This window comes from Aureimonas ureilytica (assembly GCF_001475935.1).
GTDB classification, from domain to species: domain Bacteria; phylum Pseudomonadota; class Alphaproteobacteria; order Rhizobiales; family Rhizobiaceae; genus Aureimonas; species Aureimonas ureilytica_A.
In genome coordinates this window covers 1-14,384 of sequence record NZ_LDQA01000045.1, presented here as the reverse complement: position 1 = coordinate 14,384, position 14,384 = coordinate 1, and the positions used below count along the sequence as shown (strand labels likewise).

Here is a 14,384-nt window from a genome sequence, read left to right as displayed (position 1 = left end):
ACCCCGCTCTTCGATCACGGCTTCGCGAGGCGCACTGCGAAGGGTCGGCAGACATTGCCGCGAGCGTGCAGCGCCTTACCCTTTGAAAAGACTGAGCCCCGCCCCTCTTGGCGAAGTGATCCCTCGAAGGCCGGACCATCCGACGTGACCATTCCCTATTGCGGCGCGCCGCCCGCGCCAGCCGATCTCCTGTCGGCCTGGAATCTCGACCCCATCGTTCTGGCGCTTCTGGCCGCAGCGCACTTCGGCGGCGAATGGCGATTACGCGGGCGCTCCGGTCCCGCCCGTCTCTGGCATCGTCTGGCGATCGCCTCGCTGTTTCTCGCCTTCGTCTCGCCGCTCTGCGCGCTGTCCTCCGCGCTGTTCTCGGTGCGGGTCGTCCATCACCTCCTGCTCATCTCGCTGGCCGCCCCGCTTCTGGCGCTTGCTTGGCCGCAAAGGCGAGCCTTTCCGCTGGCCGGCCTTTCCGTGCTGGCGCTGGTCCATGTCGTGCTGGTCTGGCTCTGGCACGCTCCCGCGCCCTATGCTCTCGCGCTCAGCCATGACGCGATCTACTGGCTGATGGAACTCTCGCTGCTCGGCTCGGCCGTTTGGCTCTGGCGCGGGTTGCTGGCGCCCTGCGCGCCTTTGATGCGGGTTCTCCTGATCCATCTCGGCATCGTCGCGCAGATGGGCCTTCTCGGCGCGCTTATCACCTTCGCGCCCGCCCCGCTCTACGCCCTGCATTTCCTGTCGACCCTGCCCTATGGCCTTTCGGCGCTGGAGGACCAGCAATTGGCCGGGCTCCTGATGTGGGTGCCCGCCAACCTGCCCTATCTCCTCGCCGCGCTTCTGGCGCTCGCCACGCACTTAAGGACCGAGGAGCGCGCGGCGTGATCCTCGTCTGGACCAAGAGCCTTCATATCGCGGCGCTGGTGATCTGGTGCGGCGGGCTGCTGCTTCTGCCCGTCCTGTTGAACCAGCGCGAGGCGGCGGGTCACGGGCCGCCGCTTCATCGGCTCCACGCCTTCACGCGCTTTGCCTATATCGTCGTGATCTCTCCGGCGGCGTTTCTCGCCATCGCGTCGGGCACGGCGCTGATCCTCCTGCGCGAGGTCTTCACCGCCTGGTTCGCGCTGAAGCTTCTGTTCGTCGGCGTGCTAACCGGGCTCCATGTCTGGACGGGACTGGTGATTCTCTCGCTTTTCGAAGACGAGAAGCATTTTCGGGCCTGGCGCATGGTGTCCGCGCTCGTCGTCCTGTCGGTGACGTTGCTCGCCATTCTCTGGCTGGTGCTTGCAAAGCCGGCCGTCGATCTCGCCCTCGTGCCCGATCTGTTTCATCGGCCGGGCGCGCTGGGCGAGTTCGGGCGCGATCTCATTCGTCGTCTGACACCATGATACCAACGCCATGATGCAGGATCAGCTTGCCCCCATGCCAGCCCGCCAGCCCGGTCAGCGCGCCGCCCAGAACCGAGAGGAACAGACCGAGCGGCAGAACGGCGTCCGGCTGCGTCAACCTGAGACCCCAGTTCATGCCCATCACGGAAATCAGCGTCATGGCCGCGATGGCGTGGGTCCAGCTGGCCGCCCGAGCGCGGATGCCGGGCACGAAGATCAACTCCATCGTGCCGACCAGCCCCGCGCCGATGCCCGTCAGAAAGGCGAAGCCCGCCGCCCAGAGGCCGCAGCGAACCCAGAAGGGATCGGCCGACCACCAGTAGAACACGTCGCTGCCGAGCGTCGCGATGGCGAGCGCGATCGGAAAATGCACGGCCATTGCGTGAACCGGATGCCCGGCGACCGCGATGGCCGACGAAATGTCCTTTTCCGCCACTTTGCTGATAACGGGGCTGACGCCGGATCGAGTGGACGAATTCGCCTCGGACATATTGTTTCCTCGATCCTGCCTCTGCCGGCACGCTTGATCGCGCCCCTCGCCCTTTCACTTGGGCTTTCGGGCTGCGCCGGCAAGCTGTCCATTCTCGATCCGGCCGGGCCGGCCGCGCAGTCCACCGCGACGCTCTGGTGGGTCATGCTCGCGGGCGCGAGTGCCATTCTCGCTCTCGTGCTGGCGCTCGTCGCCTTCGCCTTCCTGAAGCCCGGCTGGGGCCGCGACATCCCGCCCAAGCGCTGGCTCGTCTGGGGCGGGCTCGCCTTTCCCGGCGTCGTTCTGACCGCGCTTCTCGTCTTCGCGCTCGCAACGGGCGAGCGGCTTCTGGCCCATCCCGGCGCGCCCGGCCTCGTGCGCGTCGAAGCCCGGCCGTATCAATGGCGCTGGGAGTTCCGCTATCCCGGCCGCGAGGGCGCGACGGAGACTGTGCTGCATGTGCCGGCCGGCCAGCCGATCGACGTCGCGGTGATCGGCACGGACGTGATCCACGCCTTCTGGGTGCCGCGTCTGGGCGGCAAGATCGACGCCATTCCCGGCCATGTGAACGTGATCCGCCTCCAGGCCGACCGGCCGGGCACCTATGGCGGCGTCTGCGCCGAGTTCTGCGGCACGGGCCATGCCGAGATGAGCTTTTCCGTGATCGCCCATCCGCCCGAAAATTTCGAAGCGGCGCTCGATCAGGCGCTCGCTGCGGCCCCCGCACCCTCCCTCTCGCAGGAGCCCGCGCCTTGAGCGAGATCCCGACGCCGACGCAAGCCCCCGCCACGCCGCTGTCGCCGGCCGCGCTGCATCTCGCCCTGGAGCGCATCTGGCACACGCCGCCCGGATGGGGGCGGCTCTCAGCCGTCAATCACACGGTGATCGGCCGCCGCTTCATCATCGCGGCCTTCACCTTCTTCGCCATTGGCGGCGTGCTCGCCATGCTGATTCGCGCGCAGCTCGCCACCGCCCATAGCGGCTTCGTCGGCCCCGAACTCTACAGCCAGATCTTCACCATGCATGGCACGGTGATGATGTTTCTCTTCGCCATCCCGATGTTCGAGGGCGTGGCCATGTATTTTTTGCCCAAGATGCTGGGCGCGCGGGACATGGCCTTTCCCCGCCTCTCGGCCTTCGGTTTCTATTGCTATGTCTTCGGCGGATCGATCCTGATCCTCGCCATGCTGGCGGGCTATGCGCCCAATTCCGGCTGGTTCATGTACACGCCGCTCTCGTCCGGCACCTATTCGCCGGGCATCAACGTCGATGTCTGGCTGCTCGGCATCACCTTCGTCGAGATTTCGGCCATGGGCGCGGCGATCGAGCTGACCGTCTCGATCCTGAAGCTGCGCGCGCCGGGCATGAGTCTGGCCCGAATGCCGCTCTTTGCCTGGTACATTCTCGTCACCGCCGGCATGATGCTGGTGGGCTTCCCGCCGCTGATTCTCGGCTCGATCCTGCTGGAGGCCGAGCGCGCCTTCGACCTGCCCTTCTTCGACCCGACGCGCGGGGGCGATGCGCTTCTCTGGCAGCATCTCTTCTGGCTCTTCGGTCACCCGGAGGTCTACATCATCTTCCTGCCGGCGGCGGGCGTCATCTCGACCATCCTGCCGGTTCTCGTCGGCCGCGCGATCCTCGGCTATTCCTGGATCGTCGTGTCGATCACGGCCATGGGCTTTCTCTCCTTCGGCCTCTGGGTCCACCACATGTTCACGGTGGGCATTCCGCATCTGGCGCAGGGCTTCTTCTCGGCCGCGAGCGTCCTCGTCGCCGTGCCGACCGGCATTCAGATCTTTCTCTGGATCGGCACGATGATGGCCGGCCGGCCGAAACTCACCGTGCCGATGCTATACCTTCTCGGCTTCTTCTTCGTCTTCGTCTGCGGCGGGCTGACCGGCGTCATGCTCGCCATCGTGCCCTTCGACTGGCAGGTGCACGACACGCAATTCGTCGTCGCCCATATGCATTACGTGCTGGTCGGCGGCTTCATCTTCCCCATGCTCGCCGCCGCCTATTACTGGCTGCCGCATTTCACCGGGCGCGAGCCGGTCTACAAGGTCGGCGTCGTCGCCTTCTGGCTGATCTTCCTCGGCTTCAACGCGACCTTCCTGATCATGCACCTGACCGGGCTCTACGGGATGCCCCGGCGCTATTACACTTACGACACCGGCTATGGCTGGGACCTGCCCAATCTCGTGTCCTCGATGGGCGGCTTCGTCATGACCATGGGCTTCGCGCTCTTCGCGGTGGACATGCTGTTCCAGTTCCGCCTCGGGCGTGTCGCGCCGCGCAACCCCTGGCGCGCCGGCACGCTGGAATGGGCGACCGCGACACCCCCGCCCTCCTACGCCTTCGCCGCCTTGCCCGAGGTCGCCTCGCGCGACCCGTTGCACGACGCGCCCGATCTCGGGCGGGAACTCGCCGCCGGGCAAGGTTATCTCGCGACGCCCCGCAATGGGTGGCAGGAAACGCTGGTGGTCTCGACGAATTCCGGCAGGCCCGAAGCCATCGCCATTCTGCCGAGGCCGACATTCCTGCCGCTTGCGACGGCGGCGGCGATCGGACTGTTCGTCCTGTCGCTTCTGTTCAAGCTCTACTGGGCTTCCCTCCTTCTGCCGCTTCTGGTGCTCGGCCTGTTCCTTGGCTGGACGCCGGCTTCGGGCGCGAAGGCCGATCTCGGTGCCCTCCCGGCCGGGCGCGGCCTGTCGCTACCGACGCAGGCCGAAATCGAACGGCCCTTGTCCTGGTGGGCCATGGTCTTCCTGCTTCTGGCCAATGGCACGATCTTCGCCTCGCTCGCCTTCGGCACGCTGTTTCTCTGGCTGGTCGCGCCGGGCTGGCCGCCGGCTGGCGGCTTCGACGCGCCATTCATGCGGCTCGCCTTGATCGCTCTCGCCGCGCTGGGCGCCAGCGCCGCCAGCCGGCTGGCGCTGCGCCCGCTCCCGCGTACCGGCGCGCCTTCTCTCGCGCTTCTGGCGCTGGCGCTCGCCGCCCAAGCCATCGCAGCCGGGTTGGCGCTGGCGACCATCGCGCAAAGCCTGCCCGCGCCGACGAGCCACGCGGCCTATGCCAGCGTTTCGGCCTTGCTCTTCTATGTCGCTGTTCATGCCGGGCTCGGCGTGGTCTTCGCCGGCTTCGGGTTCTGGCGCGTCAAGGCCGGCTATGTCTCGGCCCGGCGCAGCGGGGACCTTCGCATCGGCGCGCTCTGGCACGACTACACGGCGGCAACCACGCTTCTGGCCTGTCTGCTCATCGCGGCGCTGGCCTTCCTCCTGCCGCTGCGGGAGGCCGCGCTGTGAAACTTGCCCTGCGGCTTCCCTCGCTGATTCTGCTGGTCGCGGGCTTCGTGATCTGGAGTTCGGCCTTTGTCGTGCTTTATGGCGCGCTGTCGGTCGGCTGCGCCTTTGGATGGGACACTGCTTCTCTAGGTCCGGTCAGCGCCCTTCGCGCAGTTCTCATCGCGCTCTGGCTCGCGCATCTCGCAGCGCTCGGCGCCCTCTGGTGGCTATGCCGAATGCGAGCGCAGAAAGCGGGCGAGGCCGACGCTTTTCTCGGCTGGGCCGCGCTCCATGCGACCTGGGCGGCCGTGGTGGTGACGATCGTCAATTACGGGCCGATCCTCGGCCTGACGCTCTGCCTCTGATCCCTGCGCCGGAAACGAAAACGGCGGCCTGAAGGCCGCCGCTCGACACGTGATGAAGACGTCGCGCTTACTGCGCGGCGACGGCCGCCGGGCCGCCTTCGAGGCGCTTGCCGACGATGCTGCGTAGCTCGCGCAGATCCTTGGCGAAGGAGCGGATGCCCTCGGCGAGCTTTTCGGTCGCCATAGCGTCCTCGTTCAGCGCCCAACGGAAGGTGCGCTCGTCCATCGTGATCGGATCGACCTTGTTGAACGTCTCGGGCGAAAGCTTGCGCTCCAGCGTGCCCTGGTCGTTCGCGAGTTCCTTGAGCAGCGCCGGCGAGATGGTCAGGCGGTCGCAGCCCGCCAGAGCCTCGATCTCGCCGACATTGCGGAACGAAGCGCCCATGACGACGGTCTTGATGCCGTTGGACTTGTAGTAGTCGTAGATCGAGCGGACCGACAGGACGCCCGGATCTTCCTCAGGCCCGTAGGTCTTGCCGGTGGACTTGGCGTACCAGTCCATGATGCGGCCGACGAAGGGCGAGATCAGGAAGACGCCGGCATCGGCGCAGGCAATAGCCTGGGCCTTCGAGAAGATCAGCGTCAGATTGGTGTCGATGCCTTCCTTCTGAAGGACTTCGGCGGCGCGGATGCCTTCCCAGGTGGCGGCGAGCTTGATCAGGATTTTCTCCCGGTCGACGCCGCGCTCCTTGTAGTCGGCGATGATGTGGCGGGCGCGGTTCACCGAGCCTTCCACGTCGAAGGACAGATCGGCATCGACTTCGGTCGAAACGCGGCCGGGCACGAGTTCGGCCAGAGCCGCGCCGACGGACACCGCGAGGCGATCGGCCACGGCATTGGCGACGGAGCGGCCGTCGCCGCCCTTGGACTGGCCCCAGCTCAGCGCCTCGGCGAAGGCGTCGTCGAACATGGGCGTGCCGAGCGCCTTCAGAACGATGGTCGGATTGGTCGTGCAGTCCACCGGCCGAAGCTCGCGAACCGCCTCAATGTCGCCCGTGTCGGCGACGACGGTGGTCATCTCACGAAGTTGGTCGAGCTTGGATGCCATCGGATGTTCCATTCGTCGAAGTTGGTGTGAGTCGAAAACGGCGCTGTGTCTCTGATGTGTCGTCCAGGATGCGCAGGCGCAAGGCGGATGGCACGAAGTTTCGGCAGAACGCGCCGGATTCTCTGCCAACTTGTTTAGCTCCCAATCCCTTCCACGACAATTCCGCGACGCGCTCGCTCGCGTCTTCTCGTGTGGACGGTTCGCACAAACCTTGCCGAAAGGTTGACAGAAGCCGACCCCATCCGCTCTATCTGCAACCGTCAGGGGACCTGTGGCCCGGATGCGACAGTAAAGAGCCGGTATGAGCCGCGCGCTCTTGCCGTCGCGAAACCGCCTCAGTCGGGTTCGAAGCCGGTCGCAGTTCAGACGGGACGTGAATGCACCACGAACGTTACGCCAAACCGGACTTCGGCAATGAGCCGCCGCTGGTCGCCGACCGCAGGCGCAAGCCCGATCGCCGTCAGGTCTCGGCCCGCTGGTTGGCGGGAACGCTACTGACCGGCATCACCTCCACCGCGCTCATGGGCATCGCCCTCTCGGCCGCCCATGACGGGCACCATATTCTGGTGCGCCCGGCCGTGGTGAGCGTGGCGGCCGCTGCCGTCAGCGATCTCTCGGAAAAGGGCGAGCGCGTCTTCGCGACCCCGATCCCGATCGACCGCAACCGCTCCACGATCGAGGTGCCGACCTTGATCCGCGACGGCAAGCGCGAAGTGCTGCGCACCATGCCCTTCGCCTATGCCTCCATGCTTCTGGGCGCGCGCCATCCCACCACCGGCTCCTATCCCGCCTTCGACGCGATGAAGGTACTGGCCGACGACGACGAGCCCGACACGGCCCCGCCGCCCGAGACGGGCCAGATCTACGAGGCCAAGGTCGAGGCGGACGTGGACGTCTCCATGCAGGCCTTCGACTTCGCCGCCCCGGCCGACAAATTCGCCGATATCGGCACCAAGGAAGCCGAGCTTCTGGTGCGCGCCGCAGCGCCCAAGCGCAATGCCGCCCCGGTGCAGGTCGCGGCCATCCAGCCCTTCGACGCCAGCCGCTTTGGCGGCGGCATGTCGGATGCCGACGAATATGTGCCGGGCTCGGCCTTCCGCGTCATTCGCGAGAACGTCTCTGTCTCGGCCTCGGAGGGCGCGGGCGAGCGCTCCGCGCGCTATTTCGAGGAGATCGTCCCCTTCCGCGAGGAGCGCTCCATCCAGGACGCGCTGGACGACAGCGGCCACGAAGAGGCGGACGAAGCCGCCGCCAGCCTCGGGCAATTGCTCGGTCGCCATGCGCTGGATGCCGGCGAGGTGCTGCGCCTGGGGCTGGAGCCCGATGGTGACGGCTCGCGCATTGTGCGCCTGTCGGCCTATCGCGGCACGAAACATCTGGCGACCGTCGGGCTGGACGATCATGGCGCGTTCCGGCAGGCGCCCGAGCCGGCGCTCAGCCGATCGGTGGCCGAGGCCTTCGACGAGAACGCCACCGAAGCGCCGCTGCGCCAGAACATGCCGACCGTCTATGACGGCATCTATCAGGCCGGTCTCGCCTACGGGCTCGACAACCGGCTCTGCCAGAAGCTGATCCGCATTCTGGCCGCCGATGTGGATTACCAGGCGCGGCTCGAACGAGACGACAGGCTGACGATTCTCTATTCGCTCGAAGAGGGCAAGCAGACCGCGACGGCCGATTCCCAGATTCTCTATGTCGAGGCCAAGTTCGGCGGCGACACCAAGCGCTTCTATCGATTCTTCACGCCCGACGACGGACAGGCCGACTACTACGACGAGGACGGCCGCTCCTCGAAACAGTTCTTGCTCCGCAACCCCGTCCCGAACGGGCGCTTCACCTCCCCCTTCGGCTCACGCCGGCATCCCATTCTGGGCTATTCGCGCATGCACTGGGGCGTCGACTGGGCCGCGCCGCGCGGCACGCCCATTCTGGCCTCGGGCTCGGGAACGGTTGTGCGCGCCGGCTGGTCCACCGGCAACGGCCAGCAGACCGTCATCAAGCACGCCAATGGCTACGAGACCTCCTATTCGCACCAGAGCCAGATCGCCAAGGGGGTGGTCGCCGGGGCGCGGGTGCGCCAGGGCCAGATCATCGGCTATGTCGGCTCCACCGGTCTCTCCACCGGCAACCATCTCCATTACGAAGTGAGCGTCAACGGAACGCGCGTCGATCCCATGCGCATTCGCCTGCCCAATGGGCGGCAATTGTCGGGCGAGCAGCTGGAGGCCTTCACCAAGGAGCGCCAGCGCATCGAGAACATCCTGAAGGACAGCGCCGCTGAGATGCACGTCGCCGGCCGCTGACACCTCTTCCATCGGCGCATCAAAAAAGGGCGGAGCCGCGAGGCTCCGCCCTTTCTCGTTTCAGGCGATCGGCCGCCTATTCCTGAGGCTTGATCGAGGATTGCGAGCGCCAGAGGTCGATGCCGCCTTCCGTCGCGTGACGGTCGATCTCGGACAGCTCTTCGGCCGAGAAGCTCGTGTTGGCGAGCGCGTCGAGCGAGGAATCGAGCTGCTGCACCGTGCGCGCGCCGATCAAAGCCGAGGTCACGCGCTCGTTGCGCAGGACCCAGGCGATCGCCATCTGCGCCAGCGATTGCCCGCGCCGCTCGGCGATGGCGTGCAGCGCGCGGATGCGCCCGATATTCTCTTCCGTCACAAGGCCGGTGGAGAAGGAGCCTTCCTTGGCGGCGCGCGAATCCTGCGGCACGCCGTTCAGATATTTGTTGGTCAGCAAGCCCTGCGCCAGCGGCGAGAAGGCAATGCAGCCGACGCCGAGCTCCGTCAGCGTGTCGAGCAGCCCATCCTCGGTCCAGCGGTTGAGCATGGAATAGGAGGGCTGATGGATGAGCATCGGGGTGCCCATCTCCTTTAGGATGGCATGGGCGCGGCGCGTCAGCTCCGGCGAATAGGAGGACACGCCGACATAAAGCGCCTTGCCCGAGCGCACGATCTGGTCGAGCGCGCCCATCGTTTCTTCGAGCGGGGTCTTGGGGTCGGGACGGTGGTGATAGAAGATATCGACATAGTCGAGCCCCATCCGCTTAAGGCTCTGGTCGAGGCTGGCGATCAGATATTTGCGCGAGCCGAAATTGCCGTAGGGGCCGGGCCACATGTCCCAGCCGGCCTTGGACGAGATGATGAGTTCGTCGCGATAGGGCCGGAAGTCCTGCTCCATCCAGCGACCGAAATTCTCTTCCGCCGAGCCATAGGGCGGGCCGTAATTGTTGGCGAGGTCGAAATGCGTCACGCCCCGGTCGAAGGCGCGGCGCAGGATGGCGCGGCCCGTCTCGTAGACATCCGTCCCGCCGAAATTCTGCCAGAGGCCGAGCGAGACGGCCGGCAGATCGATCCCCGACCGGCCGCAGCGCCGGTAACTCATCGCGCCGTAGCGCTTCTCGTCCGCGATATAGGTCATGACTGGCTTCCTTCCCTTGGGCTCGCCGCGCTCCGCCCGCAGGCTGATTCGAGCGCCAAGCCCCGCGCGGGACTATAAGGGCGACAGGGATTCTGGAAAGCCGGGTGCGAGACCGATCGTTGCGCCAGCTGCCGATCCTTCTTTCCCCAGATCCTATCGGCAGTAGGTCGAATCGTGCGACCGCGCGGCGATGTCGAGATGAAGATGCGTGCCGTGGTCATTGTCCGTTCCCGGCCCCAGCACCGTGCGGAACGGGCCGCAGGCGGCGCGGCGGATCTTGGCGGCGAAGCGATCCTCCGCCGTGCCGGGCTCCGTCGCCTCCACCGGCACGCTCTTGCCGTTGCCGAGTTCGAAGGTAGCGATGTCGATGGCGCTGCCGCGTGAGTGCTCCGAGATGCGGGACTCGCTCGCCCGCGCGCGGCAGCTATAGGTCGAGGCGTGGCCCAGTGCCTTCACCTTGGCCCCGTCGAACTCTTCCTTCGCGGCCGGCACCACGCCCTCGCTCACCCAGATATCAAGCGCGAGCGCCGTGCGGCACAGAAAGGTCGTGCCCGGCGAGACTTTGACACCCGACGAGAGCTTTGTCAGCGAAACCGGACGCAGGACGCCGCATTCGCCCTCGGCGATCGTCTCGCCCACGGTGAACTCGGCGCCCCGCGCCTTCAACTCCTTCTCGCAGGCGACGGCATCCTCGACAGCGGCGGCGGCCTCCACGGTCTGCGCCGGCGTCACCGCCATGTCGGGAACGGCGGGCGCGCCGGGCTCGGGCTCGGTGCGCGCCTTGTCCGGCGGCACATAGGCCGGCTGAGGCTGCGGCTCCGCAGCGGGCGCCTCCTTTGTGGGGTCAGCAGGCTTGTCGGCACCAGGCGCGGGTTTTGCGCCCTCGGCGGGAGTCTGCGTCTTTTCACCGGGCTCGGCAGGCTTGGCTTTTTCGGAAGGCGGCGCGTCGGGCCTGATCTCCGGCACAGGCGCTTGTGGCGCGGGCGTCTCGGAACCCGTCGGAGCCGTATCGGCCGGCGCGGGTTCGGGTCTGGCTTCCGGGATAGGCACGGTGGCGGGGTTCGGCTCGGCGGGAGCCGCTGCATCGCCGCGCGGGTCGCCCGTCGCAGCGCTCCCCGAGTTCATCGTTGCCGGCGTGCCCGCCCGAGCCGGGGCGGCCGACGGAACGGGCGGCTTTTCCTGTGCCCGAGCCGCCGGTGCAGCACCCAGCATCGAACCCGCCGCCAACGCCAGAGCCAGCCCGCGAAGAGTCCGCACGAAGGCCCATCCGCGCGCCTCGGCCCGCATGATCGTCAGTCCCATGGAATCCCCCTCCACCTCGCGCCTCCAACGAGCGCGGCCACGCCGGGGTTCCAGCGAAAGGAGGGTTCGCGCGATCCCGCAAACGAAAAAGCCACGCCTGTTCGGGCGGGGCTTCGGATCGTCTTCGAGGGCATTGCGGTCAGTCGATGAACTCGACCACCGTTCCGGGCTTCACCATCTTGGCGAGTTCCGTCGCGTCCCAGTTCGTCAGTCGCACGCAGCCATGGCTGTTGGTCTTGCCGATCTTGGAGGGCTCGGGCGTGCCGTGAATGCCGTAGGTCGGCTTCGACAGGGCGATCCAGATCGTGCCGACCGGGCCGTTGGGGCCGGGGGGAATGGTCAGGATCTTGTCGTTGTTGCCCTGCTTGAAGTTGATCTTCGGATTGTAGGTGTAGTTCGGATTGAAGGCGATGCGCTTGACCTCCACCGTGCCCGAGGGCGAAGGCGTCGAGGTCGAGCCGATCGACGAGGGATAGGCGGCGACGAGATGACCGCTCGCGTCATAGGCGCGGACCTGCTCACGGCCCTTGTCGGCGATGATGCGCGTCACCTCGCCCGTCACGCCGGGACCCACGGCCATGACCTTGATTATCGTGCCCGGCCGGTTGAAGTCCGCGCCCGGATTGATCTCCTTCAGATAGTCCTCGTCCATGTGGAAGCGCTCGCCGAGCATTTCCGTGACCCGCGTATAGGACATGGCCGGCAATGCGGCCTTGTGCGCGTAGTCCTCGGGGATCGAGGCGAGATAGGGGCCTGCCACGTCCTCGTTGGTGATCGTATAGGAGGTGACGGCCGGGCCGCCCGTCTCCATCAGCTCTTCCATCAAGGCGCGCGCGTCGGTCGCGTCGATCGTGCGGCCGGTCTTCTCGGTATAGGCGGCGACGGCCTTATCCACGTTGGAGCCGAGGCGACCATCGATCACGCCCGGCGAAATGCCGGCGCGGCTCAGCAGAACCTGAAGCGCGGCGATCTCGGCCTTGGCGTTCTTGCCCTTGGGGCCGACCACCTTGGGCGCGGGATGGCGCTCGATCATGGTGGAGCCCTCGTGCCCGAGGCCGGAGCCGGGCGGCACGTTGCCGTAGCCGCTACCATCGGGCGCGAGAGAGCCGTTTATGGATTGGTCCGGCGGCGCGTAGCCGTCCGTGCCCGGCGCGGGCAGCGGCGCGAACTCGACCGGGCCGTCGTTCCAGCCATTGTTGCCGCCCCGCGCATAGGGATCTTCGGCGCGGGCATATTCGTTGCCATTACCGGCATAGGGATCTGCCTGGAGACCGTTGCCGCGCGGCACCTGATATTCGACGCCCGGCGGGGCGCGGTCGCGGCGGCGCTCCACGCTGCGGGGGCGCTCCACCGCGATGACGCGGCCGTAGGAATCCACGGTGACGATATTGCCGTTCTCGTCCACGAAGCTTTCGGTGCCGGGCCCGTAATCCTCGTATTGAGCGCCATAGCCCTGCTGCGCGTTGGCCGGAGCATGGGACGCGCACAGGCCCGCCAGCGCCAGAGCGGCCGCGACCCAGAGTCTCGTCTTCACCATATCTCGCGTCCTTTCCCGACCGACGGCGTATGCTGCGCAACGCGTCCGAGAGCAGATAGGGCGTCAGACTGGCGCGAAGATGGTTAACAAGTTGTGAACGAAACAAGACGGCGGCTGGGCGATTTCCCGTGCCGCCGCGTTCTGATCTCACCCTGCACGGCCGTTCTTTGCCTGCCCCGCCTCCTGCTCGGCGGCGCGGCTTCGCCGCAGGATCTCGGCGACGAAGTTGCGAGACAGGGTGTGATAGAGCGGTTCGCCGGAAATGAGGCGGGCCGTGCCGAATCCGATCATGGAGGCCACCAGAAGCGGCATGACGTTGTCGCGCGTCGCCGTCATCTCCAGAATGATGACGAAGGCCGTCATGGGTGCCTGCACCACGCCGGCGAAATAGCCGGCCATGCCGAGCGTCGCCGCTAGCCCCATGCTGCTGGTCCCGACGAGCAGGCCGAGCGAAGCGCCGAGCCCGGCTCCAACCGACAGCGAGGGCGCGAAGAGGCCGCCCGGAATGCTGGAGGCCATGGACAGGAGCGTCGCGAGAAACTTCCACACGAAGTAGAACGGATCGGCGCCCTGCCCTTCGATCGCGCCGCGTGCGATCTCGTAGCCCGTGCCATAGGTCGTGCCGCCCGACAGCAAGCCGACCAGAGCGACGCCGAGGCCGCAGGCGCCCGCCACCGCCACTAGACGCCACAGTTGCCCCCGCGCCCAAAAGCGAAACCGCCGCATGAGGCCGAGCGCCGCCTTGCTGAACAGCGCCCCGAACGCGCCGCCCACCACGCCGCACAGCAGCACCAGAAACCAGTCGCGCGCATCCTGCACAGAGCCGGTGAACTCGCCGAAATAGGAATAGTCGCCGGTGAGAGCCAGCGAGGCGAGGCCCGCGAGGATGACGGCCGACATGACGAGGGCATTGGTGCGCGCCTCGTAGCCACGGCCCATTTCCTCGATGGCGAAGACGACGCCCGCCAGCGGCGTATTGAAGGCGGCGGCGATGCCGGCGGCCGAGCCCGCGAGGATCAAGCCGCGCGCATGGGCCATGCCGCCGATGCGGCCGGCGGCCAGCATGATGGCCGCCCCGACCTGAACCGTCGGCCCTTCGCGCCCGACCGATCCGCCGACGAACAGCGCGAAGATGGTCAAGAGGATCTTGCCGACCGCGCCCTTCAGCGACAGCAAGAGGCCGCGCTCGTCGTCCCGCTCCATGTGCCGTGCGGCGATCGCCTGGGGAATGCCGCTGCCTTGCGTGAAGGGAAAGAAGCGAACGGCCAAATAGGCCGAGAGCGCGAAGCCGAGCGGCGGCAGCAGCGCGCGCAGCATGAGGCCCCCCCCGTCCGGCGCGCCCGCCAGGGCCGTGAAGGCGCGCTGCGCCTCGTCGGACGCTTTGGCGAAGATGACGCTGACGAGACCGATGGCGATCGCACCGGCCCAGAAGATCAGGCGTGGACGCCAGACCCGCCTCGACAACCAGACCGCGCGCGAACGGCGCAGGGTGCGAAGGTGGCGAAGACGACGGGCCGTGCGGGCGTTCGAGGACATCGGCGGCTCTGATCTGGCGGGGCTGCAAGCGCGGAACGCGCGTTCCGCAA

At 67.1% G+C, this 14,384-nt stretch carries 12 protein-coding genes; 6 read left to right on the top strand and 6 right to left on the bottom strand.

Annotated features, from left to right (window positions below):
• Nucleotides 1-144: 144 nt before the first annotated feature.
• Nucleotides 145-876 carry a cytochrome c oxidase assembly protein gene (locus tag NS365_RS16840; protein ID WP_058601465.1) on the top strand — a complete coding sequence of 244 codons (732 nt, stop codon included), beginning with the start codon at nt 145-147 and terminating at the stop codon, nt 874-876.
• Entirely contained in the window at nt 873-1,379 is a 507-nt protein-coding gene (locus tag NS365_RS16835; protein ID WP_244498478.1) for a CopD family protein, read from the top strand. Before NS365_RS16840 ends, NS365_RS16835 begins: the two co-directional genes overlap by 4 nt.
• Here the strand turns inward: NS365_RS16835 and NS365_RS16830 are convergent.
• Nucleotides 1,357-1,869 carry a DUF2231 domain-containing protein gene (locus NS365_RS16830; RefSeq protein ID WP_058601464.1) on the bottom strand — a complete coding sequence of 171 codons (513 nt, stop codon included), beginning with the start codon at nt 1,867-1,869 and terminating at the stop codon, nt 1,357-1,359. The genes NS365_RS16835 and NS365_RS16830 overlap by 23 nt on opposite strands.
• A 33-nt stretch (nt 1,870-1,902) precedes the next feature.
• Here NS365_RS16830 and coxB point away from each other — a divergent pair, with 33 nt between their 5' ends.
• The 3 genes from coxB to NS365_RS16815 are packed head-to-tail and all read left to right on the top strand — an operon-like array spanning nt 1,903 to nt 5,494.
• Nucleotides 1,903-2,604, top strand: coding sequence for a cytochrome c oxidase subunit II (coxB, locus tag NS365_RS16825; RefSeq protein WP_058601463.1), 702 nt, complete (start codon nt 1,903-1,905; stop codon nt 2,602-2,604).
• 5 nt (nt 2,605-2,609) lie between these two features.
• Complete coding sequence (gene ctaD, locus NS365_RS16820; RefSeq protein ID WP_153003830.1) at nt 2,610-5,150, top strand: cytochrome c oxidase subunit I; 2,541 nt, start codon at nt 2,610-2,612, stop codon at nt 5,148-5,150.
• Nucleotides 5,147-5,494 (top strand): hypothetical protein, encoded by a 348-nt coding sequence (locus tag NS365_RS16815; protein WP_058601461.1) that lies wholly within the window; start codon nt 5,147-5,149, stop codon nt 5,492-5,494. The genes ctaD and NS365_RS16815 overlap by 4 nt, the downstream gene beginning before the upstream one ends.
• 67 nt (nt 5,495-5,561) lie before the next feature.
• On the opposite strand, the gene tal is transcribed toward NS365_RS16815, so the two are convergent.
• Nucleotides 5,562-6,542 carry a transaldolase gene (gene tal / locus NS365_RS16810; protein WP_058601460.1) on the bottom strand — a complete coding sequence of 327 codons (981 nt, stop codon included), beginning with the start codon at nt 6,540-6,542 and terminating at the stop codon, nt 5,562-5,564.
• A 377-nt stretch (nt 6,543-6,919) separates the two neighbouring features.
• Here tal and NS365_RS16805 point away from each other — a divergent pair, with 377 nt between their 5' ends.
• On the top strand, nt 6,920-8,845 hold the full coding sequence (locus NS365_RS16805; RefSeq protein ID WP_058601459.1) for a M23 family metallopeptidase: 1,926 nt from the start codon (nt 6,920-6,922) through the stop codon (nt 8,843-8,845).
• A gap of 76 nt (nt 8,846-8,921) precedes the next feature.
• Here NS365_RS16805 and mgrA read toward each other — a convergent pair whose 3' ends face one another.
• From mgrA to NS365_RS16785, 4 genes are all read right to left on the bottom strand, one after another.
• Entirely contained in the window at nt 8,922-9,959 is a 1,038-nt protein-coding gene (gene mgrA, locus NS365_RS16800) for an L-glyceraldehyde 3-phosphate reductase (RefSeq protein ID WP_058601458.1), read from the bottom strand.
• A 153-nt stretch (nt 9,960-10,112) separates the two neighbouring features.
• Nucleotides 10,113-11,261 carry an extensin family protein gene (locus NS365_RS16795; RefSeq protein WP_058601457.1) on the bottom strand — a complete coding sequence of 383 codons (1,149 nt, stop codon included), beginning with the start codon at nt 11,259-11,261 and terminating at the stop codon, nt 10,113-10,115.
• 139 nt (nt 11,262-11,400) lie between these two features.
• A complete protein-coding gene (locus NS365_RS16790) occupies nt 11,401-12,798 on the bottom strand; it encodes a L,D-transpeptidase family protein (protein WP_058601456.1) in 1,398 nt (465 codons plus the stop codon).
• A gap of 147 nt (nt 12,799-12,945) precedes the next feature.
• Complete coding sequence (locus tag NS365_RS16785; RefSeq protein ID WP_058601455.1) at nt 12,946-14,334, bottom strand: chloride channel protein; 1,389 nt, start codon at nt 14,332-14,334, stop codon at nt 12,946-12,948.
• Nucleotides 14,335-14,384 lie beyond the last annotated feature (50 nt).

What these genes read in the sequence shown, in the direction of transcription:
- NS365_RS16790 (WP_058601456.1), bottom strand. Translation starts at nt 12,798, where the DNA reads ATGGTGAAGACGAGACTCTGGGTCGCGGCCGCTCTGGCGCTGGCGGGC.
- NS365_RS16785 (WP_058601455.1), bottom strand. Translation starts at nt 14,334, where the DNA reads ATGTCCTCGAACGCCCGCACGGCCCGTCGTCTTCGCCACCTTCGCACC.
- NS365_RS16795 (WP_058601457.1), bottom strand. Translation starts at nt 11,261, where the DNA reads ATGGGACTGACGATCATGCGGGCCGAGGCGCGCGGATGGGCCTTCGTG.
- tal (WP_058601460.1), bottom strand. Translation starts at nt 6,542, where the DNA reads ATGGCATCCAAGCTCGACCAACTTCGTGAGATGACCACCGTCGTCGCC.
- mgrA (WP_058601458.1), bottom strand. Translation starts at nt 9,959, where the DNA reads ATGACCTATATCGCGGACGAGAAGCGCTACGGCGCGATGAGTTACCGG.
- NS365_RS16805 (WP_058601459.1), top strand. Translation starts at nt 6,920, where the DNA reads ATGCACCACGAACGTTACGCCAAACCGGACTTCGGCAATGAGCCGCCG.
- NS365_RS16830 (WP_058601464.1), bottom strand. Translation starts at nt 1,869, where the DNA reads ATGTCCGAGGCGAATTCGTCCACTCGATCCGGCGTCAGCCCCGTTATC.